The sequence below is a fragment of the Pseudoalteromonas sp. SWYJ118 genome, from assembly GCF_015864505.1.
GTDB classification, from domain to species: domain Bacteria; phylum Pseudomonadota; class Gammaproteobacteria; order Enterobacterales; family Alteromonadaceae; genus Pseudoalteromonas; species Pseudoalteromonas arctica.
The window spans coordinates 36071-60008 of sequence record NZ_JADYXC010000024.1 but is presented as its reverse complement, the minus strand read 5'-3'; the positions used below and the strand labels follow the sequence as shown (position 1 = coordinate 60008).

17 protein-coding genes and 1 pseudogene are annotated in these 23938 nt (G+C 38.0%); 14 read left to right on the top strand and 4 right to left on the bottom strand.

The window, feature by feature from the left end; genetic code table 11:
• Positions 1 to 7: 7 nt before the first annotated feature.
• The 11 genes from ubiB to mdoH all read left to right on the top strand — a co-directional run bounded on the left by ubiB (position 8) and on the right by mdoH (position 13989).
• On the top strand, positions 8 to 1612 hold the full coding sequence (gene ubiB, locus I6F48_RS18050) for a ubiquinone biosynthesis regulatory protein kinase UbiB (RefSeq protein WP_197119992.1): 1605 nt from the start codon (positions 8 to 10) through the stop codon (positions 1610 to 1612).
• Between the two features lie 80 nt (positions 1613 to 1692).
• On the top strand, positions 1693 to 1941 hold the full coding sequence (tatA, locus tag I6F48_RS18045) for a Sec-independent protein translocase subunit TatA (protein ID WP_165729103.1): 249 nt from the start codon (positions 1693 to 1695) through the stop codon (positions 1939 to 1941).
• A 5-nt stretch (positions 1942 to 1946) separates the two neighbouring features.
• Entirely contained in the window at positions 1947 to 2279 is a 333-nt protein-coding gene (tatB, locus tag I6F48_RS18040; protein WP_165729104.1) for a Sec-independent protein translocase protein TatB, read from the top strand.
• A 48-nt stretch (positions 2280 to 2327) separates the two neighbouring features.
• Positions 2328 to 3068 carry a twin-arginine translocase subunit TatC gene (gene tatC, locus I6F48_RS18035; RefSeq protein WP_165729105.1) on the top strand — a complete coding sequence of 247 codons (741 nt, stop codon included), beginning with the start codon at positions 2328 to 2330 and terminating at the stop codon, positions 3066 to 3068.
• A 1-nt stretch (position 3069) separates the two neighbouring features.
• Positions 3070 to 3585, top strand: coding sequence for a hypothetical protein (locus I6F48_RS18030; protein ID WP_024593820.1), 516 nt, complete (start codon positions 3070 to 3072; stop codon positions 3583 to 3585).
• The gene (locus I6F48_RS18025; protein WP_197119991.1) at positions 3585 to 4370 is read left to right on the top strand and encodes a TatD family hydrolase; all 786 of its coding nucleotides are present in this window, start codon (positions 3585 to 3587) and stop codon (positions 4368 to 4370) included. Before I6F48_RS18030 ends, I6F48_RS18025 begins: the two co-directional genes overlap by 1 nt.
• Entirely contained in the window at positions 4370 to 6223 is a 1854-nt protein-coding gene (locus I6F48_RS18020) for a sensor domain-containing diguanylate cyclase (RefSeq protein WP_165740309.1), read from the top strand. The genes I6F48_RS18025 and I6F48_RS18020 overlap by 1 nt, the downstream gene beginning before the upstream one ends.
• A 12-nt stretch (positions 6224 to 6235) precedes the next feature.
• Entirely contained in the window at positions 6236 to 7246 is a 1011-nt protein-coding gene (gene hemB, locus I6F48_RS18015; protein ID WP_024609387.1) for a porphobilinogen synthase, read from the top strand.
• A gap of 128 nt (positions 7247 to 7374) precedes the next feature.
• Entirely contained in the window at positions 7375 to 10107 is a 2733-nt protein-coding gene (locus I6F48_RS18010) for an ExeM/NucH family extracellular endonuclease (RefSeq protein WP_197119990.1), read from the top strand.
• A 329-nt stretch (positions 10108 to 10436) separates the two neighbouring features.
• A complete protein-coding gene (locus tag I6F48_RS18005) occupies positions 10437 to 12056 on the top strand; it encodes a glucan biosynthesis protein (RefSeq protein WP_197119989.1) in 1620 nt (539 codons plus the stop codon).
• Complete coding sequence (mdoH, locus tag I6F48_RS18000; protein ID WP_197119988.1) at positions 12028 to 13989, top strand: glucans biosynthesis glucosyltransferase MdoH; 1962 nt, start codon at positions 12028 to 12030, stop codon at positions 13987 to 13989. Before I6F48_RS18005 ends, mdoH begins: the two co-directional genes overlap by 29 nt.
• A gap of 854 nt (positions 13990 to 14843) precedes the next feature.
• On the opposite strand, the gene fusA is transcribed toward mdoH, so the two are convergent.
• Both fusA and I6F48_RS21405 read right to left on the bottom strand, forming a co-directional pair.
• On the bottom strand, positions 14844 to 16928 hold the full coding sequence (fusA, locus tag I6F48_RS17995) for an elongation factor G (protein ID WP_024593825.1): 2085 nt from the start codon (positions 16926 to 16928) through the stop codon (positions 14844 to 14846).
• Between the two features lie 206 nt (positions 16929 to 17134).
• Positions 17135 to 17337 (bottom strand): annotated as a pseudogene (locus tag I6F48_RS21405) (two-component system response regulator); the annotation flags it as partial.
• Positions 17338 to 17582: 245 nt separating this feature from the next.
• On the opposite strand from I6F48_RS21405, the gene I6F48_RS17990 reads away from it, so the two are divergent.
• Positions 17583 to 20558 (top strand): DUF3857 domain-containing transglutaminase family protein, encoded by a 2976-nt coding sequence (locus I6F48_RS17990; protein ID WP_197119987.1) that lies wholly within the window; start codon positions 17583 to 17585, stop codon positions 20556 to 20558.
• 664 nt (positions 20559 to 21222) lie between these two features.
• Here the strand turns inward: I6F48_RS17990 and ylqF are convergent.
• Positions 21223 to 22167: a ribosome biogenesis GTPase YlqF gene (gene ylqF, locus I6F48_RS17985; protein ID WP_024589485.1), complete on the bottom strand. Its 945-nt coding sequence runs from the start codon at positions 22165 to 22167 to the stop codon at positions 21223 to 21225.
• 91 nt (positions 22168 to 22258) lie between these two features.
• Between ylqF and I6F48_RS17980 the strand changes: the two genes are divergently transcribed.
• Complete coding sequence (locus I6F48_RS17980) at positions 22259 to 22795, top strand: YaeQ family protein (protein ID WP_165729128.1); 537 nt, start codon at positions 22259 to 22261, stop codon at positions 22793 to 22795.
• Between the two features lie 184 nt (positions 22796 to 22979).
• On the top strand, positions 22980 to 23585 hold the full coding sequence (locus tag I6F48_RS17975; RefSeq protein WP_004334986.1) for an alpha/beta fold hydrolase: 606 nt from the start codon (positions 22980 to 22982) through the stop codon (positions 23583 to 23585).
• Here I6F48_RS17975 and I6F48_RS17970 read toward each other — a convergent pair.
• On the bottom strand, positions 23582 to 23791 hold the full coding sequence (locus I6F48_RS17970) for a hypothetical protein (RefSeq protein WP_197119986.1): 210 nt from the start codon (positions 23789 to 23791) through the stop codon (positions 23582 to 23584). The two genes, I6F48_RS17975 and I6F48_RS17970, sit on opposite strands and share 4 nt — an antisense overlap.
• Positions 23792 to 23938: the final 147 nt, after the last annotated feature.

Here is a 23938-nt window from a genome sequence, read left to right as displayed (position 1 = left end):
ATTTTTTGTGTCGACTGCACGTTTATATAACATCACCAAAACGTTACTTAGCTATGGGCTAGACGAACTAATTCCAAAACATAAGATCCCTTGGTTTGGTAAAGTAGCTCGCGGCAGTTTATTTTGGCTACGTAATCAACACAAAGAAAAATCTCATGGTTTACGCTTACGTTTAGCACTGCAAGAGCTTGGCCCTGTTTGGATTAAATTTGGTCAAATGCTCTCAACCCGTCGTGATTTACTCCCACATGATATCGCTTTAGAGCTGGCATTTTTACAAGACCAAGTGGAACCTTTTGAAGGTGAGCTAGCCCAAAAAATAATTGAAAAAGCACTCGAAATTAACGACATAAGCGAATTGTTTAGTGAGTTTTCACAAACACCATTAGCGTCAGCATCAATAGCACAAGTACATACAGCAAAGCTGATTGATGAACACAGCATTGAGCAAGATGTCGTAATTAAAGTCATTCGACCAAATATTCACGAGCAAATTAATGCAGACTTGGCGTTAATGGAAAAACTTGCCAAAGTCCTCGCTAAGGTACACAACGAATCAAAACGTCTTCGTCCTGTCGAAGTTGTTAAGGAGTATAAAAAAACGCTTCTTGATGAACTCGATTTAATGCGAGAAGGTGCCAATGGCATACAGCTAAAGCGTAACTTTGAAGGTTCTGAGTCATTGTATATACCTGCAGTGTATAGTGATTACAGCCGCAGTAATATCCTCGTAATGGAGCGTATTTACGGTATACCTGTATCTGATAAAGATGCGCTTATGGCGCAAAACACCAATATGAAGTTATTGGCTGAACGCGGCGTAGAGGTATTTTTTACGCAAGTGTTTAGGGACAGCTTTTTTCATGCCGATATGCACCCAGGCAATATATTTGTTTCTCGCGAGCATCCTGAAAATCCAATGTATATCGGTATTGATTGCGGTATTGTTGGTACTTTAAGTAAAGAAGACAAACGCTACTTAGCCGAAAACTTCATTGCCTTTTTTAATCGCGATTACCGCCAAGTAGCACAGTTGCATGTTGATTCTGGCTGGATACCACACGATACTAGCATTGAAGAATTTGAATTTGCGATTCGTACCGTATGCGAGCCTATATTTAATAAGCCCCTTGCTGAAATTTCATTTGGTCACGTGCTCGTAAATTTATTTAATACCGCACGTCGTTTTAACATGCAGGTACAACCACAGTTAGTCCTACTACAAAAAACCTTATTATACGTTGAGGGATTAGGACGTCAGCTGTATCCGCAACTCGACTTATGGAAAACAGCCAAACCCTTTTTAGAAGATTGGGTAAAGCAACAAGTCGGCCCGTTATCTATATTGAAACAAATGTATGCTAACTTACCATTTTGGGCTGAAAAAATGCCCGAGCTACCCGATCTAATTTACAAAAATTTAAAACGTGCACCACACGCTCATCAACCTCAAGAACAAAAGGTATCTCATAAACCTTTAATTTTAGGTTTATTTGGTAGTGCTACAATGATCATGGCAACACTTTGTTATTTACAGTACGATTTAGTAGCTGCAAGTATTGCAATAGGCTTATCTGTTATTAGCTTTATAGCAGCATGGCGCAGCGCATAAACTGAGTGCTATTTACGCTATTTGGCGTATAATTAGTATTTAAAATAGACATTTAACCATTTTATATATTGGAGAAAACCATGGGTTTTGGTGGTATTAGTATTTGGCAATTATTAATTGTTTTGGCGATCATAGTTTTGCTTTTTGGCACAAAAAAACTACGCGGTATGGGTGGTGATATTGGGGGCGCTGTTAAAGGCTTCAAAAAAGCAATGTCGGATGATCAAGCTAACGAGCAAGAAAAATCAGAGCAAATTCAACAATCAGAAAAAAGCACCGTTGGCGACTCAATCAATACTGAAAAAACCAAAGATAACAATAAGGTTTAATAAGTATGGGTATGTGGGAACTTGTTGTAGTTTTTATTGTTGGCTTAGTGGTACTCGGCCCTGAGCGCTTACCTGTTGCTATTAGAACCGTTAGTAAATGGGTTAAAACCGCTAAGTCGGTTGCCAACTCGGTAAAAGCAGAAGTAAGTGAAGAACTGCGTATTCATGAACTTCACGAAAACCTTAAAAAAGCAGAACAACAAGAACTAAAAGATTTAAGCCCTGAGCTACAAAGCTCATTAACAGAGCTACAAAAAGCGGCTGAGTCAGTTACTCACAGCTACAAGAAACAACAACCGGATACATCAAATAGCCAACAACTTGATGAAAAAAAGTGAAGTTTATCTCTCACTTTGTGGTCAACTTACTACATGGTATAAAAAATAATGGTTGAGGAAGTAAAATCGGGGTTTGTATCTCATTTAATTGAGTTACGTGATCGACTAATAAAAGCACTATTGAGCATTTTATTATTTTTTATCGCACTGTTTTATTTTAAAGATGATATTTACGAACTTATAGCTGCACCATTAGTGGTTCATTTACCTAATGGCGCGACCATGATAGCTATAAATGTGAGTGACCCTTTTATAGTCCCTATGATGCTTACTTTTTTTGTTGCAGCTTTATTATCTACTCCATGGATACTTCATCAAATTTGGGGGTTTATAGCTCCTGGCTTGTACCAAAATGAAAAAAAAATGCTAATACCTATACTAATCTCAAGCGTTGTCTTGTTTTATGGTGGTATCGCTTTTTGTTATTTTGCAGTACTACCAATTATATTAGGTTTTTTTACAAGCACAGGTCCTGAGATGATGACTCTCGCACCCGATATCGCTAGCTATCTAGGGTTCGTATTAAAACTATTTTTTGCATTTGGTGTCGCTTTCGAAATTCCAGTAGCTATTATGCTGCTATGCTGGAGTGGCGCAACAACAACAAAAAGCTTAAAAGAAAAGCGCCCTTATATCGTGGTGGGTGTATTTGTAGTGGCAATGTTTTTAACACCGCCTGATGTTTTATCACAAACATTATTAGCATTTCCGATGCTTCTTTTGTTTGAACTAGGTTTAATTTTAGCAAAATTTTATACCGCCAAACCACAAAAAGAATCTGAGGAATAAAATGAAAAAACAACTACTCTCACTATTGGTTTTATTAAGTGCCCCAACTTTTGCTGCGCAAACTGAATTTAATACTCAGGCCCTGCAAGCATGTAGCTTTATTGAAAATGACTTTAACCGATTACTTTGCTATGACAATACAATTGCTGGTAAATCACTAACAAAGCCAACAATAACAAAAACACTCACTCCACCAACGGCTAACAATGTACCTCAAGCCGTAGCTGCTGCACCAATGCAAGCAAAGGCAAAAACTGACGATTTTGGCTTAGAGCACAAAGAATCACAGGTAGAAAAAGAGACTGAAATTAAAGCTATGGTTACTTCAGTGAAAGAAGCAGCTTATGGCGAGTTAATTATTTCGCTAGATAACGGCCAACAATGGCGTCAAATTGGCTCTGACAGCATGCGTTTAAAAGAAAACGATACAATTGTAATCAGCCGCGGTGCATTCAACTCCTTTTTACTGAAACAAGACGGTAAAAACCGCTCTATTCGCGTTAAACGTACTAAATAATGTCATATACGTTAATTGATGCTGGAGTTAACTTAACTAATCATCAATTTGATGACCAGCATTATGATGTAATTACCCGTGCAAGCGAAGCCGGTGTTACAAATATGCTTATTATAGGTTGTGATATTGCGAGTAGTCAGCAATCACTTGAACTTGCGATAAAATATCTCCAATATTCTACGGCGGGTGTCCACCCACATGATGCTAAATCGGCGACGAATGAATTAGAAGCACAATTAACTGCACTTGCAAACAATAAGCAAGTCATAGCGATTGGTGAATGCGGCCTTGATTATAACCGTGACTTTTCGCCTCGCGATGTACAGCGTAGTGTTTTTAGACGCCACCTAGCACTTGCCGAAAAATTAGATTTACCTGTTTACTTACATGAACGTGATGCAAGTGACGACATGCTAAGTATTTTAAAAGAGTTTAATATTCGCGGTGTACTCCACTGCTTTACGGGTAACTCAGCAGCTCTAAAGCAATATTTAGATTTAGGTCTGTATATTGGTATAACGGGTTGGGTATGTGATGAAAGGCGTGGTAAAGATTTACAACAACTAGTGCCTAGCATTCCTCTAGATCGATTATTAATAGAAACTGATGCACCATTTTTAATTCCACGAACAGTTAAGCCAAAACCTAAATCGCGTAAAAATGAACCCGCTCTGCTTCCTTATATCTGTCAAACGGTTGCACAACTTTATCAAATAGATGAAGAAGTTGTGGCCCACAAAACTACAGAAAACTTTTACAATGTTTTTGGTTTAAAGAGCTGCTAATGGCGTGCGCAAAAGCATTACTAAGTTTATTGATGCTTCTTTGCACTTTTTGCTCTTTCGCAAGCCCTGTAATAATAAAACATGATTTTAACTCCCAAGACATTAATAACCTGCATTACTCTTTTGAACCAACTTCGCTATTAGATGCACAACAAAGTAGCCATATACAGTGGCAAAAAAACACAGGTAAACCTCTTAACCTAGGTCTTGAGCAGCGTTCTGTATGGATGAAATTTAAAATAAAAAACACGCTTAGTTATGATACCGAACAACTGTTGTCACTAAACAACCCTCTGCTAAACGACGTTCAAGTATATCAGTTACATAACTCGCAATTAATTTCTCACACCCAAATTGGCGATGGATACCCCCTTAATAAACGTGCGATTAAGAGTGAATCTTTATTAGTTAAACTAATTAGCCCTGCAAATAGCGAAACCATTATTATTATGAGAGTGACGAATAGCTCCGGCTTGCGAGTCCCTTTAACGCTGTGGCAACCAGAAGCTTATTTGGCACATAAAGGTAAACTTAATTTACTCTATGGCTTATTGATTGGTTTTATATTTTCTTTAGGCGTGAGTTGCTTAGTTTTATATAGTTTTTCACGTAAACGTTATTTTGTTTATGCTGGTTTAATTACCCTCACATTAGGTAGCTTATTAGCCTACATTTGTGGCTTTGGCCTGAAATATATTCACCCTAATTTGCCAGTGTTACAGCAAGTTATGATCCCTATATTACTTATGCTTATTGCTTTAATGTTTTTGCCTTTACAAAAGCAAATTTGCCATCCAAAGCCCTCTTTTTTACTAACGGTTCAAAAAGTGATAGTTAATGCATTAGGTGTCTCGTTATTGTTTATTTGGCTATTTCCAACCCATATAGTGACACTATTTTGCTTAACTACTATCCCAATCGTTTTAGGCTTTTATATTGCAACTACACTTATGTGCATACGTTTATCACCTTCTAAACCTAATAAAGCGCTACTGCTCGTATTAGTTTTTTTCTTGGTGGTGATGCTTTATTTTATTGTTGCAGTAATAGGGTTATACGCCTTTGACAGAAGTACATTAGCATTTGTATTTACATGCTTTTTTAGCTGCACATTTTGTCTATGCTACAGTGTAATGAAGTTATTTATTTTGCAACGTGATGAAGAAGTAATTGCTCAGCAAACCTTGATTGCTGAAAATGCAGCTCAAGATACGCTACTTAAAGAGCGCTTAAAGTTACAAGAAAAAACACGCCAAGAACTCGAATCACAAGTCGACGAACGCACCTTTGAATTACAAGTTACACTCAGAGAACTTGAAGAAAAAAACCGCTCACTTGAGTTACTCAATACCGAAGACGCTTTAACCGGAATAAAAAACAGACGCTTTTTTGATAAAAAGCTAATAATGGAGATTCGTCGGTCTCGCCGAGAACAAACGCCGCTTAGTATTGTTATGCTTGATATAGACCGATTCAAAAGCATTAACGATACATACGGACACATAATTGGCGATCAAGTTATTAAAGCTGTATCTGACCTTATAAAAGATCATTTAAAGCGACCACTCGATGAAGTTGCTCGTTATGGCGGTGAAGAGTTTGTGGTGCTATTACCTAATACCCCCAGCGAAGGTGCACAAGACATAGCTGAAAAAATACGAGCAGCTATCTCAGCCAGTACAGTAACGGTTGCCAATAATGATATTCAATTTACAATTAGCGCTGGTGTATACACCAGCATTGCTGATGATGTTAGCAGCCCTCAAATTTTTACTGAGTGCGCCGACAAAGCACTTTATTACGCAAAGCAACATGGCCGTAATCAAGTAATCACTTTTCCATTACCACAGTAGGAGCATATTAATATGGCCCAATCAGGATTAGACCTTTTCCCGTATACTCGCATGCGCAGAATGCGCCGCAGCGACTTTTCTCGCCGCTTAATGGCCGAAAACCAACTTAGCGTAAACGATTTAATTTACCCTGTATTTGTACTAGAAGGTAAAAATCGTCGCGAAGCAATTGAATCAATGCCTGGTATTGAACGTCTATCGATAGATTTACTATTACTTGAGGCAAAAGAACTTGTTGATCTTGGCGTACCTGCCGTTGCTATTTTTCCGGTAACCCCTGCGGACAAAAAATCACTATTTGCCGAAGAAGCATATAATGACGATGGCTTAGTGCAACGCACTGTTCGCGCTTTAAAAGAAGCCTTTCCTGAGTTGGGTGTAATTACTGATGGTGCACTTGATCCATTCACGACGCACGGTCAAGACGGCATTATTGATGACACAGGCTATGTAATAAACGACGTAACCACCGAAATTTTAGTTAAACAAGCACTCTCGCATGCAGAAGCGGGCGCTGATGTAATTGCCCCTTCGGACATGATGGATGGCCGTATTGCTGCAATTCGTGAAGCACTTGAAGCTGATGGGTTTGTACATACCCGTATTATGGCCTACTCAGCTAAATATGCATCTAGCTACTATGGCCCATTTAGAGACGCAATAGGTTCTGCTGGGAACTTAAAAGGTGCCGATAAAAAAACCTACCAAATGGACCCAGCAAACTCTGATGAAGCAATACGTGAAGTCGCATTAGACTTACAAGAAGGCGCTGATATGGTCATGGTTAAGCCTGGCATGCCTTATTTAGATATTGTACGTCGTGTTAAAGACGAGTTTGGTGTACCTACTTTCGCATATCAGGTAAGTGGCGAGTATGCAATGCACAAAGCAGCTATTGATAACGGTTGGTTAAGTGAGGAAGCTACTATAATGGAGTCTTTACTTGCATTTAAGCGTGCAGGCGCTGATGGAATATTGACCTATTTTGCTAAGCAAGCCGCACAATACCTAGCTAAAAAGTAAGGTTTTTATAAAAAGGCGGCTAAACCGCCTTTTATTTACATCTGTTTACATTTTTGTATTATTTTCGTCATATTTATTCTCTAAACTGGTGTCCCATTTTGGGATTAATACACGGGAATAATAAAAAAATGTTTAAAACAAAAATAACACCACTCGCACTTGTTATAGCAAGTCTCAGTGCACCAGCATCCGCTGCTCTAATCATTTCTGAATATATTGAAGGAAGCAGTAATAATAAAGCAATTGAGCTTTATAATAACTCGTCATCTCCACTAACTCTTGATCAATACTCATTAAATTTATATGTAAATGGCAAAACTACAATTCAATCAACTCTTGATTTGTCTGGTACTTTAGCAGCTAACAGCACCTTTGTTATTGTTAATTCAAGTTCAAATGATGCACTAAAAGAAAAAGCAGATTTAGAACATGGTGTTGCTAATTTTAATGGTGATGATGCATTAGTCCTAATGCAAGGTAGTTCTGTAGTAGATAGCTTTGGACAACGCGGTGTAGATCCCGGTTCTTTTTGGTCTGAAGGCGCAGTACAAACACAAGATAAAACACTTCGTCGTAAAGACAGCATTACTGCAGGTAGAACAACACCAGATGCAGCATTTAACCCAAGTGAAGAATGGGTACAGTTTGAAAAAGATGATTTTGATGGCTTAGGTTCGCACGCAGGTAATGGTGGAACAACACCTGAACCAGAGCCTGAGCCAGAACCACTTGTTCCACTTGTTTGTGGCGCAGAAAAAGTACTAATTAACGCTATTCAAGGTGATGGCTCTGCAAGCCCGCTTGTTGATACTTTAGTAGAATTTGAGGGTATTGTAACCGCAGACTTCCAAGATGATGATCAATTAAAAGGCTTTTTTGTTAGCTCACTTGCTGCTGACATAGATGCCAACCCACTAACCTCTGAAGGTGTATTTGTTTATTTTGCAGATACTGATGTAAATGTTGGTGACCATGTGCGCGTACAAGGTACTGTTGAAGAGTATTTTGATGCAACACAAATTGGCAGCGTAAGCCAAGTAGCAGTTTGTAATACAGGTTTAGCTGTAGCAGCTACAAAAATCACTTTACCTTTAGCTGATGCAACTGATTTAGAAGCTTTTGAAGGTATGTTAGTTACATTAGAACAACCATTAGTAGTAACTAATAACTTTGGCCTTGGTCGATATGGTGAAGTTGAATTAGCAACAGAACGCTTGTATCAAGGTACCCAAGTTGCATTACCTGGAGATGCAGCTAATGCAGTTGAAACTGAAAATCTACTTAAAAAGATTTTACTAGATGATGGCTCTACAGTACAAAACTTAGACCCTACAGCCTACCCAACTCCAGGTTTATCAGCAGAAAATACATTACGTACTGGCGATACAGTTAATACGGTTACGGGGGCACTTGCTTATAGCTTTAGCCTTTACAGAATCCACCCAACTGTAGCACCTTCGTTTATTGCAACAAATGCACGTGAAAATGCGCCTGAACTTAATGCTGAAGCAGATTTACGTGTAGCTAGCTTTAACGTACTTAATTACTTTAATGGTGATGGCCAAGGCGGAGGGTTCCCTACAGCCCGAGGTGCAGATTCAGAAGCTGAATTTACTCGCCAAGAAGCTAAAATTGTAAGTGCCATTAGCGCTATCCAGGCCGATGTTGTTGGTTTAATGGAAATTGAAAATGATGGTTTTGGCGAATTTAGTGCAATTGCAAGCTTAGTAGATGCATTAAATGACGCTGATAGTGCTAACAACTATGCATTTGTTGATTTTAACGTAGATCAAATTGGTACCGATGCAATTACTACCGCACTTATCTATCGTGCTAACAAAGTAGAAGAAGTAGGTACTGCTGCTATTACGACTGAGGCTCCATTTGATTTTAGTAACCGTGCTCCAATTGCACAAAGCTTTAAATCATTAGAAACTGATGAAGTATTTACTGTTGCTGTGTCACACCTTAAATCTAAAAGCTGTGGTAGTGCTTCTGGAAACAATGCAGATTCAGGTGATGGACAAGGCTGTTGGAATGAAATACGCACAGAAGGTGCTAATGCATTCGCAAATTGGCTTGATAGCAAACCAACCGGTGTTGACGACGAAGATACTATTTTAGTCGGCGATATGAATGCTTACGCAATGGAAGATCCTATACGTGCATTTGCTGATAAAGGCTACAAAAATGTAGTTGCAGAAATTGATGGTGATACGCTTGGTTATTCTTACAGTTTTTCTGGTCGCGCAGGTAGTTTAGATCATGCAGTAGCTACCCAATCACTACTTAGCAAAATTGTCGCAGCAACAGATTGGCACATCAACGCAGATGAACCTATTTCTCTTGATTACAATGTAGAGTTTAAAAGCGAAGGTCAACAATCTAGTTTGTACTCTGAAAGTGCATACCGCGCATCAGATCACGACCCTGTAATTATTGATATTAAATCTGAAATCACTTTAACACCTGAAGAACAAACGCCAGTTATTAAAGCTGATCAAGTTTTTGCAGTCGATGAAAACAGCGCAATTGGAACAATTATCGGCACACTCGATTTTAGTGATCCAAATGCCGATGAATCACCAGTTGTTAAATTTATTACATCAGATAATGACAGCGTTTCTATTAACAATCAGGGGCAGCTAATTGTTGCTGGAGAGATTGATTACGAATTTGAAAATCGTATTACTTTAACAGTGCAAGCTCAGGATAGCGTGGGTAACTTATCTAACGTTGAAAAAGTAGCCGTGAAAGTAAATAACTTACGCTCAGATGATGATAATGATGCAGGTTCATTATTATGGTTATCACTTCTTTTAGCACCACTATCAATAGTGCGTCGATTTAAAAAGAAATAACTAAGTTAGATCTAAACATTTAAAAGCCGCTCTTGCGGCTTTTTTATTTTATACAAATGTAATTCAGACAAGCTTCATTAAACCCCCCGTAATATGTTTAGACGATCTGTGAATCTTCTAGTAATTAATCAGTAACAACTACATACATTTGAGTGAATTTTACACAACAAAACCTCAGTGAATTATGTATATAAATATTACCTATTGAAAAATATGAATTTTTATTAAGGTTTAAATTTTGCTCTAAGTTATTTAGAAGATACTTACAAAATAAAATCAATATTTACCCTGAACGTAAAAATAAGTCGTGTTTTTATAAAGGAATGAGAATGAAACAATTAACCCAAAACCTGCCTAAATGGCAAAAAAAGTCAGCACCACTACTGGGTCTACTTATTATTTTTTCGACTTGGGGCAATAGCAACCAAGCGATTGCTGCAACAGTTGATGTAGCAATCCCACAAAGTAGCTTATTTGACGTAATTAGCGCTCGCGCTAAAAAGTTAGCAAGTGAAGAATACGTGGCGCCTAAAAACATCGAGCTTGAAGCATTAAATAATATTGATTATCAAGATTACCGTTCAATTCGCTTTAAAAAGGACAAAGCGGTTTGGAAAGATGAAGGTCTTTACGAACTGCAATTATTCCATCCGGGGTTTTTATACAAAACACCTGTCACTATAAATACAGTTGATAGCGATTCTAAACGTAGTCGCTTGCCTTTTAGCACCGATTTTTATCAATACGATGGAACTGCAGCGCCACTTCAAGAAGAAATAGCTAAAAGTGTAGCGGGCACTCAATTAGGCCATGCAGGATTTCGTTTACATTACCCGTTAAATACTAATGAATATAAAGATGAAGTAATGGTATTTCAGGGGGCATCGTACTTTAGAGTAGTCGGTCCTAATCAAGTTTATGGTTTGTCTGCCCGTGGTTTAGCAATAGATACCGCTGAAAATTCAGGTGAAGAGTTCCCAGTGTTTAAAGAATTTTGGTTAGTTAAGCCAAAAGCTGAGCAAACAAGTATTACTATTTTTGCATTACTTGATAGCCCATCTATATCTGGTGCCTATAAGTTTAATGTTGATCCAACAACAAACATGCTTGTTGATGTAGATATGCAAATTTTTGCGCGTAAAGATATTAAAAAGCTCGGCGTAGCGCCACTAACAAGTATGTTTTATCACGGCGAAAACAGCACCAAATTTTTTGACGATTACCGCCCTGAAGTTCATGACTCAGATGGCTTACTAACGCAATCTGCCGATGATAAATGGGTATGGCGTCCGCTTAACAATCCTTCACAACTGAGTGTTACATCATTTTCATATAATAACCCTAAAGGTTTTGGTTTAGCACAGCGCGACCGAGATTTTAATAATTATCTAGATACCGAAGCACATTATCACAACCGCCCTAGCCTATGGATTGAACCACAAGGTGAATGGGGAAATGGCCGTGTAGAGCTTGTAGAAATACCTACTGATACAGAAACTAACGACAATATCGTAAGTTACTGGGTACCAGAAAAGCCAATGAAAGCCGGTGATTCGCTAAAGCTAAGCTACAAAATGACGACCTTTAATGCAGTTTTAACTCAGCACGAGAAAGCGAGAGTACTGCGCACAAGGATCGGTAGCGCCGCTTTACCAGGTGAAGACAACCCACCACCAAAAAGTCATCGTCAATTTACTGTTGATTTTACAGGTCCAGAAATAAATCAACTTTCTGATCAATTAAAACTCGATGCCGACATTCAACTTACAACGGGCGAAGTAACCGATGTAAACGTACAAAAACTACCTGATTCACGTGGATGGCGTGTCGCCTTTAAAATTGCACCACAGGACGATCAACCCGTTGATATGCGTTTATCGTTAAAACTACGTGATAAAGAAATTAGCGAGGTATGGAGTTATGTTTGGTACCCAAATGACATCAAGTAATAAAGGTAAGGGCACTCCAATGCCATTCAAAACACTAAGAGTATGGCTATTTGCTATTGCGGCACTTGGCACATCAGGTTACGGCATATCTATCATGTTTGAAATTTTAAACTCAAACGGTATGACATTGCTTGAGTATGCTTTACTTGTATTATTTTCAATCACCTTTGCGTGGATTGTAACGGCTTTTTGTAGTGGAACAATCGGCTTTGTATTACAGCTATTGCGAATTGACCCACTTACGCTAAAGCGTATTAAACCCATTGAGTTTAATAACGAGGCAATTAACGCCCAAAAAACCGCCGTTGTAATGCCTATTTATAACGAAGACACTCACCGTGTTATCGCGGGCTTTGAAGTAAGTCTGCAATCGTTAAAAGAAACAGGTCAACTTGCAAACTTTGATTTTTACTTATTAAGTGACACGCAAGACCCAGAAATAGCTAAAAATGAGCTAAGTGCATGGCATGCATTGTGTGAACGTTTAGGTGATACAGCAAAAAACGTTTTTTATCGTCGCCGAGAAGATAACAAACATCGTAAAGTTGGTAACCTAACCGACTTTTGTGAACGCTGGGGCAGCCAGTACGACCATATGATTGTGCTTGATGCAGACAGCGTAATGACGGGTAAATGTATGCTTGAGCTCACTACAAGTATGCTTAACAACCCACAAGCCGGTCTTATTCAAACAATTCCGATCCCTGTTCGTCAAGATACCTTTTTTGGCCGTTTTTTACAGTTTGCGTCAGTGCTATATAGCCCAATGCTCGCTACTGGCTCAGCTTTTTGGCAAACTGATAAAGCCAACTACTGGGGTCATAATGCAATCATTAGAGTTGAAGCATTTATAACGTGCTGTGGCTTGCCAACACTAAAAGGTAATGCACCTTTTGGCGGCGAAATTTTAAGTCATGACTTTGTAGAAGCTTCACTACTTCACAGTGCTGGTTGGGATGTATTGTTGCTATCAGATATTGAAGGTAGCTATGAAGAAGTACCAAGTAACATTCTAGACTACGCTGTACGCGATAGACGCTGGGTGCAAGGTAATATTCAGCACTTAGGTTTACTATCATCATCAAAATTAAAATTAATGAGTAAGCTACACTTTTTACTCGGTGCGACAGCCTATATTTCATCACTAATTTGGCTCTCAATGCTAGCGCTAAGTACTATTGATGCAGTAACGCGCGCATTAAATAGTGATGTGTACTTTAACCGTGTTTATCAATTATTCCCTACATGGCAAATAGCTAAAACCGATCTGATTGATTCACTCTTGTATTTAACTATTGTTATTTTATTAATGCCTAAACTAATGGGCATAATAGTAACCTTAATACATAGAAACAAACGCTTTGGTGGTTCATTTAAGCTCATACTAGGTTCAATCATTGAAACCGTATTCGCTATTATTGTTGCCCCATTAATGATGGTATTTCATGCTTACTTTGTACTTTGTGTGTTTTTAGGTAAAAAAGTGAAGTGGGATGCACAACCGCGCGAAGGTCGTATGGTTCCGTGGAAAGAGGCGTTTGGTTATACGTTATTCTCAACTATTGTGGCTATTGCATGGGGTTGTACGGCTTACTACTTCACGCCAGTATTCTTTTGGTGGTTATCACCTATATTGCTGGGCTTAGTATTAGGCGCTCCGATTATCCGTTATACCAGTAGCATTAAACTCGGTGTACAACTAAGAAAGTTAGGTATATTTATTTGCCCTAGTGAAGTTGATAACGACTCAACTCTAGAAGCACTTAAAATACATCTAAAAGAAATTTCGGTACCAAAGGAAGGTGCTTATCCACAAACAATACCGGCACTACCACAAGAGCAGTTGGTAACAATGCCTATCCAGTCTTTTAAGAAGCCACGCAGGCTAAAGATGAAAGCGCTAAAAGCTAAGGCTATAAAAAAGTTTAATTAGCGCGTTATAAAATACAAAAACAAAAAAGGAGCGATTAATCGCTCCTTTTTGCTATCTAAATTAAAGATCAAGCATTGCATTTATCGCTAATATTTTCAATTTTGTTAGCTAACTTATTGCAGTACATTTTAGAAATAGCTGATTGCGTTTCATCATCAAGTTGCCAGTTATAAAAATGGAACGTTTTACCATTATCTAACTCCACCTTAAAAATGGTGAAAAGAAAAAACGAACTAAATGATACGCAACTAATTTCCTCGCTATTGATATAACGCTTTGTGCATAAACGCGTATAACAAATGCCTGCTTTATAACAATGTAAAAAACGAAGATGAAGAATATTAAAAGTAGTAATAATCAGTAGAGCTGGCATTACAGTGAGAAAAACAATTTTTAGGTTCACAGAAAATATAATATGAATTAAAAATATTAAGCTGAATGCTAAAACGCATTTTGTAAATTGTAGCCACCAGTTTGGTGCTAATTTAATAGATTTCATGATTGTTACGTCTTATATAGAATTAATAGCAAACGTCTCTGCTGCGGAGACTTCCTTATCTGACTTTAGAGCTCTAGTCTAAAAGTGCTAGCATTCTACATTACGTATATAGATGCATCAATAGAAGTTCTTAAAATTCATACAGTTACATTTACTTTACAATTAACCTCTTATAAACCAACCAATTAAGTAATTGAGGTAAATAAATTGCTTTCTAGTACCTTTTTATTAATTAGTAACATAGGACTAATTAATAATAAAAAGTAGTTATAAACAACTAAAAAAATAAAACCAAATTATAGGCAATAAAAAACCCGCAACATGTGCGGGTTTTTTTAAAGAGTTAAAGAGCTAATTACTTAGCAGCTTTTTTCTCTTTTTCTGCAGCGATTACTGTATCAGCAACGTTTTGCGGACATGCAGCGTAGTGTGAGAACTCCATAGAGAACTGACCACGACCAGATGTCATTGTACGTAGTGTACCGATGTAACCGAACATTTCTGATAACGGTACGTCAGCTTTAATACGGCTGCCTGTTAAACCAGCTTCTTGGTCTTTCATCATACCACGACGACGGTTAAGGTCACCGATTACGTCACCAACGTGATCTTCTGGAGTGAACACGTCAACATTCATGATTGGCTCAAGAAGTTGTGCGCCCGCTTTAGGGATCGATTGACGGAAAGCGCCTTTAGCAGCGATTTCGAACGCGATTGCAGATGAATCCACGGCATGGAAACCACCGTCGAAAAGTTCAATTTCAACGTCAAGTACAGGGAAGCCAGCTAGAACACCAGTACCCATCATTGACTTGAAGCCTTTCTCAACTGCAGGCCAGAATTCTTTAGGTACGTTACCACCAACAACTGATGATTTAAACGTGAAACCTGAAGCAACTTCGCCTGGCTTGATGCGGTAGTCGATTTTACCGAACTGACCAGAACCACCAGATTGTTTCTTATGCGTGTAGCTATCTTCAATTTCTTTAGTGATAGTTTCACGGTAAGCAACTTGTGGTTGACCAACAATAAGGTCTACGCCGTAAGTACGCTTAAGAATATCTACTTTGATATCTAAGTGAAGCTCACCCATACCTTTAAGGATAGTCTCGCCTGAATCTTCATCAGTCTCAACTTGGAAAGATGGATCTTCTGCAACCATTTTACCGATAGCAACACCCATTTTCTCATTACCGCCTTTATCTTTAGGCTGTACAGCAATCGAGATTACTGGAGTTGGGAATACCATTGGCTCAAGTGTTACTGGGTGCTTAGGATCACATAATGTGTGACCAGTTTGCACGTTTTTCATGCCTACGATAGCAATGATGTCACCAGCTTGTGCGCTAGTTAATTCGTTACGATCATCTGCTTGCATCTCAACCATACGGCCAACACGCTCAGTTTTACCAGTAAACGAGTTAAGGATAGTGTCACCCTTGTTTAGTTTACCTGAGTAAATACGTACGAATGTTAATGCACCAAAACGGTCATCCATTATTTTGAATGCTAACGCTTTGAAAGGCTCGTCAGTAGATACTACTGCGAACTCGCCATTTTCGTTACCTTCTTCATCCATAAGAGGTTGAGGATCAACTTCTGTAGGACATGGTAAGTAATCAACAACAGCGTCAAGAATAAGCTGCATACCTTTGTTCTTAAACGCAGAACCACAGTATGTTGGGAAGAAAGCAAGGTCACGAGTACCTTTACGGATACAACGTTTGATGTCTTCTAAAGAAGGTGCTTCACCTTCCATGTAAGCTTCAAGTAGTGCATCGTCTTGCTCAAGGGCAGTTTCAACAAGCATTTCATAATACTCGTCAGTTTTATCTACCATGTCTGCAGGAACGTCTGTGATTTCGTAGTTTTCAGGAAGACCAGTGTCATCCCAAACGTATGCTTTTTTAGTTAAAACATCTACAACACCAACAAACTCATCTTCAATACCAATTGGTAAAGTCATGATTAGTGGAGTTGCGCCAAGTACTTTACGTACTTGCTCAGTTACACGGTAAAAATCAGCACCCATACGGTCTAATTTATTTACGAAGATAATACGTGCAACTTCTGAATCATTAGCATAACGCCAGTTAGTTTCTGATTGTGGTTCAACACCACCAGAACCACAGAACACACCGATGCCGCCATCTAGTACTTTAAGTGAACGGTAAACTTCAACTGTGAAGTCAACGTGTCCAGGAGTATCGATAACGTTAAAGCGGTGATCTTTCCAGAAACAGCTTACAGCCGCAGACTGAATAGTAATACCGCGCTCAGCTTCTTGTTCCATGAAGTCAGTAGTAGATTCACCATCATGAACCTCACCAGTTTTATGGATTTGACCAGTAAGCTTTAGGATACGCTCAGTAGTCGTGGTCTTACCCGCATCAACGTGCGCGAAAATACCAATGTTTCTGTACTTCGATAAATCTGCCATTAATTTTGCTCTTAATAAAGTCGATAAATTATTCCGCAGGAGTATAACATCACTTAAAGCGAACATCACCATACAAGCCGCTTAAAATGCAATCAATTCAACATATTTTTTTTATCGTCAGTATCTATTAAATATCAAACATAACAAAAAAAACGTAAGGCATTGAAATATATGGAATTTAACATTTAAGCCTTAGGTACAAAAAGTTACTTCGCTATTTTATAGCAACGTTCAGGGCGGCCAATACTGCCATAACTTTGATCCGCTGTTAACTTACTGATTCAAGCAAATACTCCGAGTAACGGCGTGCTGTAGAGCGACTAACACCGACCAAGTCACCCATTTGCTGAGCGGTAAATGCGGTGGTTGCGTGCTTTATAAAAGCATAGTGTATTTTGCAAAGTAAAATGTGTGCCGAGCAATAAGACAAATAGCAAAGCTATTTTTAGAGATAATTAAATACCTTTATGCTTTCATTGTATTTATAACCTATGCATATAAATAATAAGCTAAATTGAGCTGAACTTATTCATTATCATAATTATAGATATAAATATGTGGATGGATTCAATTAACATCTCATTGTCAAAAAAGCCTAAATTTGGTACATTATTCCTTCAATAGTATTTATAAAAACAACTATAAGACCCTACAATGAAATGGAACTTCCTTCGACTCAGCTCTTGGCTAATTGCACTTACCTTATTAATTTCCTCTCATAGTATTTTTGCGCAGCAATATAAAATAGATAAACCAGCTAATTGGGTTAATACACATATTATTGAGCAACCCAAGCATTCCGACATAACCAAGGTACGTGACGGCACACTTTATTTGTTACTCGATAACCAATCCTATATACCGAGCAGACAAAAACAGCAACGCTATACGCGTTTGGTTATGAAAGCTTTAAATCAAAGTGGTGTTGATTATATAAGCCAGCTTAATCTTGATTTTGATCCAAGTTATGAGTCGCTAACACTAAACAGCTTAACGATTATTAGAAATAATGAGCGTATTGATAAGCTTGGCAGCGCGAGAATGACGGTTATACAAGGTGAATCTGAGTTAGCTGATCGTATTTATAATGGTAGCTTATCACTCAACATTATTATTGATGATATGCGCAGTGGCGACATACTTGATTACAGCTACACAGTGGCAGGTAGCAACCCTATATATGCTAATAAATTTAGTACAAGACGCACGCTAAACTGGTCGGTACCCGTAGTGCAACAAAATATGCGTGTACTTTGGGGTAAACAAACGCCTTTACATATTAATACAATAAACGGCACAGCAGATATTCAAGAAACGCTTAACAAATATGGCAAAGATTATTCTATAACTCTTTTTGAAGAACCCTTACTCGAGCAGAATTCTCAAACCCCAACGTGGTACGACCCATATACACAAGTTTACTTTTCTGAGTTTGACGATTGGGGTCAGGTAGTTAACTGGGCATATCCACTTTATCAATCAGCCATAGAAACCCCAAACAGCATTTTGGATGTAGCTGAAGAAATAAAAGCAAAACACACAAAAACATCAGACAAAATTGCAGCAGCACTGCGCTTTAGCCAAGACGAAGTTCGATATTTAGGGCTTGAAATGGGCACTAACTCGCATCAACCAACGTCAGCTTCAGAAACGCTTTCGCTACGATATGGCGATTGCAAAGATAAAACAGTACTGCTTATCTCGTTATTAAAAGCGATGGATATAGAGGCCTTCCCTGCGCTAGTTGATACAGAGGAAACCAAACGTTTAAAAGAACTTCCACCTTCTGCAAGTGTATTTAATCACGTAATTGTTACGCTTAAACAAAACGGAAAACGCTACTGGCTCGATCCTACGGTTAGCTACCAACGAGGTACTCTCGAATATTTAGCACAGCCTAATTATGGCTATGCCCTAATTATTGATAAAGGTGAAACCACTTTAACTTCAATGGCGCAAAAACCTGTACATACAAATGTATCTGTAGAAGATAACTTTTTTATTGCTGAAAAAGTATCTGAGCCATCACGTTTTGAAACCCAGTACACTTATGCTGAATTTGAAGCTATTAACCGAAGAAGCAATATAGCCAGCAGTGGTCTAAATAGCGTTGCTAAATCTTACTTCGAGTATTACCAAGGCTTTTTAAAGGATCTATCAATCAATGAAGCAATGACTATTAGTGAACAAGAACAAAAGGGTAAACTAATAACCAAAGAATCGTATTTAATTAGTGAATTTTGGGAAAAAACAGACGAAGGCTACGAAGCTAGTTTTTACGCGAATGAAATACAAAATAGCGTTTACGAACCAAAGCAGGTAAATCGCACCGACCCACTCTACTTTGGCTACCCCAATATAATTAACACCACAATAAAACTACATTTTGCAGAAAAAGGTTGGGGATTTGATAGCGATCAACAAGAAATTGATAACGACTACTTCAACCTAAAAACAACTACTGAATTTAATGATAATGTTTTAACACTGAGTTATGACTATTACGCAAAACAAGATCATATTAAAGCCGCTCAAATAGATGATTATTTAGCACAGCGTAAAAAGTTAATATCAGCAACCCATTACCCTATTCTAAAATACGCGGAAACGACCGAAACGCCTCAAACAACAGCTGATGTGCTAGATAGCTTTGGTTATAGCTGGCTTAAGTATGTGTTGGCTGGCTATATTTTAGTACTCATATTCTTTTTCGCCGATTGGCGATTAGAGTCAGCAAAAAAAGTGAAATTTGAAGATAGTCCATTTTATGCAGTATCTGTAAGTAAGTTTATTATTTACAGTATTTTAAGTTTAGGCATATTTGTTAATTATTGGAGTTATCGTAACTTTAAAGCCATTAAAGAACGCGACAACTCAAGTATTATGCCTATTGCTCGAGGTATATTTGCGTTTTTATGGTATTACCCTTTGTATCTCGCACTTGCAGAGCACAGCCAACAACAGTTAAACAAAAATAGAGTAATGCCTAACTGGACTGCCTTAACACTCTGGCTAATGGTACTTGCCAGCGCCTTTGCTTATCGAATGGACGAATACGCAACCATAGTGATTTGTATAATGCCATTTTTATGGTTGCCTCTAGTTAGTTACATTGAACAAACCGATACAAGTAAAGCCCTACATTACAACTCGTACTGGCGAATTAGACAGTATTTAATCTCGCTTGCGTTTGCACCTCTATTATTTTTAGGCGTACTTCAAGAAGTAAATATTTTACCCAATGCCGCAATTATAAAAGGCGATAGTTTATGGTCTTACCAAGTACACTTTTTAAAACGTAATCGCCTAACACCTGAAAACGAAGAAATACTTTATTTTTATAGCGATGCAGTATTTGATTACCGAGAAGACGGTAACGGAATAACCGAGAACTATATTTTTAGTTACTACAAAAACGATGACGGCAGGCTTGAATCGGATCTTAGTCACTTTAAAGACATAGAAAAAATAGAAACCACCTACGGTAAAACCAAACTTGATAACACAAGCATTAAAGTAATAAAAACTGACGGTAGTGATTTCTTGCTCATTGTAGGGCGTCTAAACAAGCAGGATAAAGTACTAGTGGAGCAGATTAATTTACGTATAACAGCAAATAAAGTGCGTTAGTGGCTTAAAATATCCAATTAAGTACGAATATTTTTAGCTACTAATTAAAGGCTGTTGATCTTTGGGGGTTAAGATTTTATAAGAGACTATTTTATTTGATATCAAAGCAGTCGCTGTCTTGGAAGGCGATAAAATCATTCCTAGCTTGAATTTATTTTAACTTTGAAAGATCAATACTTTTATAATAAAAATTCATATCAAATTATTCAATAAGTATTAAACATCTATTTTTTATTCTTAATTGTTCAGCCAAGATAAGCATTTTTATGAAATGGCAGTGCTAACTAGCCGATTTATATATGAATAAAAAACAAGCGCCACAATAATAAGAATTATTTGCATTTAGGTGTTGACAGATAGTTAGATCTAACTGATAATCAATATCAACAAGACGGATTGCATACCACTTGTTAAGGAATGAATTGATTTGTTTCTCGACCCTGAAACAACGTGTGGCGCACGTAAACAGCTATGGTTACTTGTTATGAACCGCAACGCCCCTTGATGTTGATGATGAGTAACCGCCCTACTATTTTACTTGCTACATTGCTCATATCGGTGACGGTAGATATGAAACTAAAAAAGCCCTTACGGGCTTTTTTTATGTCTGTAATTTAATAAAACTAAATCACTTTAATTAAATAACCTGAACTCTGGTTAAATATTAACGACGGTTTTTACGAGCTCTTGCCCGGCGTTGAAGCTTCTCTTCTTCTTTAGCTGCTTTTTTAGCTTCTGCAGCGGCGCGTAAACCAGCAACCATTACTTCTTCTTCCTCACGCATCTGCGGAGTTTCCATAGTAATACGGCCAATAATACCGTCGCGTAATTCGTTGATTAGTATTTCAGACATTTTATACGTGTCTATTTGGTTACCACCACGAATACAGCCGCGTTTTTTACCCGCCATTTCAACAAATTCCCAATCACTTTCTGGTAATTCGTCTATTTTATAACGCGCTTTTAAAAGCTCAGGGTATGCACGCAATAAGTACTCAGCGGTGTAACTTGCTACTTCTTCATACTCAAGCGCCGTATCACGAATGGCACCGGTAGCGCCTAAGCGATAACCTGAGTTTTCGTTTTCTACTTTTGGCCACAACATACCTGGCGTATCGTAAAGCATAATACCGTCTTCAAGCTTAATGCGTTGTTGTGCTTTGGTTACCGCAGGTTCATTACCTGTTTTTGCAACTATACGTCCAGCCAGTACATTAATTAACGTAGATTTACCCACGTTAGGAATACCCATTATCATGGCTTTAATTTGCTTATCGGCACCCACTTTATGCGGCACTAACTTTTTACAAAGCTCATTTATACGACTTACTTCAGCTGCTTTATCATGTCCAAAAGAAATCGCTTTAACACCATTTTCTTGCTCAAAATAATCTTTCCAGATTTGAGTCATTTTAGGATCAGCTAAATCAGCTTTGTTCAAAATTTTGATGACCGGCTTACCTTCACGCAAGGTTGCCACCATCGGGTTTTCACTACTGTAGGGAATGCGCGCATCAAGCACTTCAATGATCACATCCATTTGTGGCATTATTTCTTTAATTTCATTGCGGGCTTTATTCATATGCCCAGGGAACCACTGGATAGCCATTTTTAACTCCTAACGTATAATTAACCGCTATTTTAACTGGCAATTCATTTAATTGCGCTATACTGACGCAAATTTTTTCAGATTAGTTGTTATGGCTCTTAAATCCACCATTATGAAAGTGCAGTTATCGCTTAGCGATATGGACCGCCACGTTTATCAAGATTTTAATTTAACCTTGGCTCAACACCCATCAGAAACCGATCAGCGGTTGATGATTCGCTTACTCGCTTTTGCGCTAAATAGCTGTGATGGTTTAGAATTTACTAAAGGATTAAGCGCTGATGATGAACCTGAACTTTGGCATGTAAGCTATAGTGAAGAGATAGAGCTGTGGGTTGAGCTTGGCTTACCAGATGAAAAACGCCTTAAAAAAGCCTGTAATAAATCTAAAAAAGTGGTGCTATATACTTACGGTGAAAACAATCAAGCAATTTGGTGGCAAAAACACCAACCTAAATTGTATGAATTTAAAAATCTAAGTATTTTTAGCCTTGATTATGCAGCAACACAAGCACTTGCTGCTTTAGTTGATCGTGGAATTAAGCTCGCCATTACCATTCAAGATGGTGAAGTATGGGTAAATACCGATACAACAAACATTGAAATAAAACCACAGCAATTAATGTAACTAAGATAGATTATACCAATTGCATTAAATTAGTTATCTATTATAGCGACAAGGAAATAAGTCGATAGCAAGGCGAAAATTATGACATATAGTTGTTCTATATAAATAATTTTTAACGCAGGTAGCGGGTTATTTAATACGCTAGAATGATCATGTTTTTAATAAAATTGGTATTAGGGAGCATATGAAAGTTAAACACGTTATTGTTTTACATGGCTTGTATATGTCTGGCTTTGTTATGCGCCCACTTTGTTCGCGCCTTGAAGAGTCGGGGATGACGGTATTAAACATTACCTATAATACGCTCGACCCTCATCGCGACACTATATTTGCACAAATTGATGAGTGTATTTCTAACGAACCTGCAGCGCTTGTATGTCATTCTATGGGAGGGCTTATTGCACGTGCTTACCTAGAGGCAAACTCTCCTGCTAGCCAGAATATTACGAAGGTAATTACACTGGGTACTCCACATAAAGGCAGCCATATTGCGCAAAAAATGAAGCAAAAAGGGTTTGAATCATTTTTAAAAAATAGCGTGGAATTTTTATTAACTAAAAATGGTAACTGGCCTTTTAAAGCTAAGCTTTACAGTATTGCGGGCGATTTACCTATTGGGCTTATGCCTTTAATAGTTAAGGGTAGTCAATCAGATGGCACTGTACTACTCGATGAAACCAAACTTAAAGGTATGGCCGAACACAAAGTGTTTCATTTAAGCCATACCAGTATGATTTACTCGCGCCAAGTACTCGATTACATTTTAAAGTGCTTAAACGAGAAAGATTAATCCTCAGCTTTGGCTGCTATTTTATAACTAATTAAAAATATCACAGCCAGTATCAGCGGAATGGGCGCCGCAATGTAACCAAAAAAATCTGAGTTCGCAAAGCTTGCTCCTGCTAAGTGCGCTACTAGCCCAAGCACAAATGCGATGACTGCAATTCCTACCACGATTAACTCTGCTTTATTTTGTTTCGCTGTTTTTGCATGCATGTTATCTCTCCTAATTATTTCGACAACATTATTATGCGCCGTTAGGGTGGATGATTTTTGACCTGCATCAATAAAAAAATAGCTAAGTTATTACCTTGAATAAAGTTTGTTTTAGATCATGATTTATATACTTCTGGGTTTTATTTA

Bases quoted from the DNA above. Each gene is read 5' to 3' on its own strand.
- I6F48_RS18030 (WP_024593820.1), top strand. From the start codon at position 3,070: ATGAAAAAACAACTACTCTCACTATTGGTTTTATTAAGTGCCCCAACT.
- ylqF (WP_024589485.1), bottom strand. From the start codon at position 22,167: ATGGCTATCCAGTGGTTCCCTGGGCATATGAATAAAGCCCGCAATGAA.
- tatA (WP_165729103.1), top strand. From the start codon at position 1,693: ATGGGTTTTGGTGGTATTAGTATTTGGCAATTATTAATTGTTTTGGCG.
- I6F48_RS17990 (WP_197119987.1), top strand. From the start codon at position 17,583: ATGAAATGGAACTTCCTTCGACTCAGCTCTTGGCTAATTGCACTTACC.
- mdoH (WP_197119988.1), top strand. From the start codon at position 12,028: ATGTTTGGTACCCAAATGACATCAAGTAATAAAGGTAAGGGCACTCCA.
- tatB (WP_165729104.1), top strand. From the start codon at position 1,947: ATGGGTATGTGGGAACTTGTTGTAGTTTTTATTGTTGGCTTAGTGGTA.
- fusA (WP_024593825.1), bottom strand. From the start codon at position 16,928: ATGGCAGATTTATCGAAGTACAGAAACATTGGTATTTTCGCGCACGTT.
- tatC (WP_165729105.1), top strand. From the start codon at position 2,328: ATGGTTGAGGAAGTAAAATCGGGGTTTGTATCTCATTTAATTGAGTTA.
- hemB (WP_024609387.1), top strand. From the start codon at position 6,236: ATGGCCCAATCAGGATTAGACCTTTTCCCGTATACTCGCATGCGCAGA.
- I6F48_RS17980 (WP_165729128.1), top strand. From the start codon at position 22,259: ATGGCTCTTAAATCCACCATTATGAAAGTGCAGTTATCGCTTAGCGAT.
- I6F48_RS17975 (WP_004334986.1), top strand. From the start codon at position 22,980: ATGAAAGTTAAACACGTTATTGTTTTACATGGCTTGTATATGTCTGGC.
- I6F48_RS18005 (WP_197119989.1), top strand. From the start codon at position 10,437: ATGAAACAATTAACCCAAAACCTGCCTAAATGGCAAAAAAAGTCAGCA.
- I6F48_RS18025 (WP_197119991.1), top strand. From the start codon at position 3,585: ATGTCATATACGTTAATTGATGCTGGAGTTAACTTAACTAATCATCAA.
- I6F48_RS18020 (WP_165740309.1), top strand. From the start codon at position 4,370: ATGGCGTGCGCAAAAGCATTACTAAGTTTATTGATGCTTCTTTGCACT.
- I6F48_RS17970 (WP_197119986.1), bottom strand. From the start codon at position 23,791: ATGCATGCAAAAACAGCGAAACAAAATAAAGCAGAGTTAATCGTGGTA.
- I6F48_RS18010 (WP_197119990.1), top strand. From the start codon at position 7,375: ATGTTTAAAACAAAAATAACACCACTCGCACTTGTTATAGCAAGTCTC.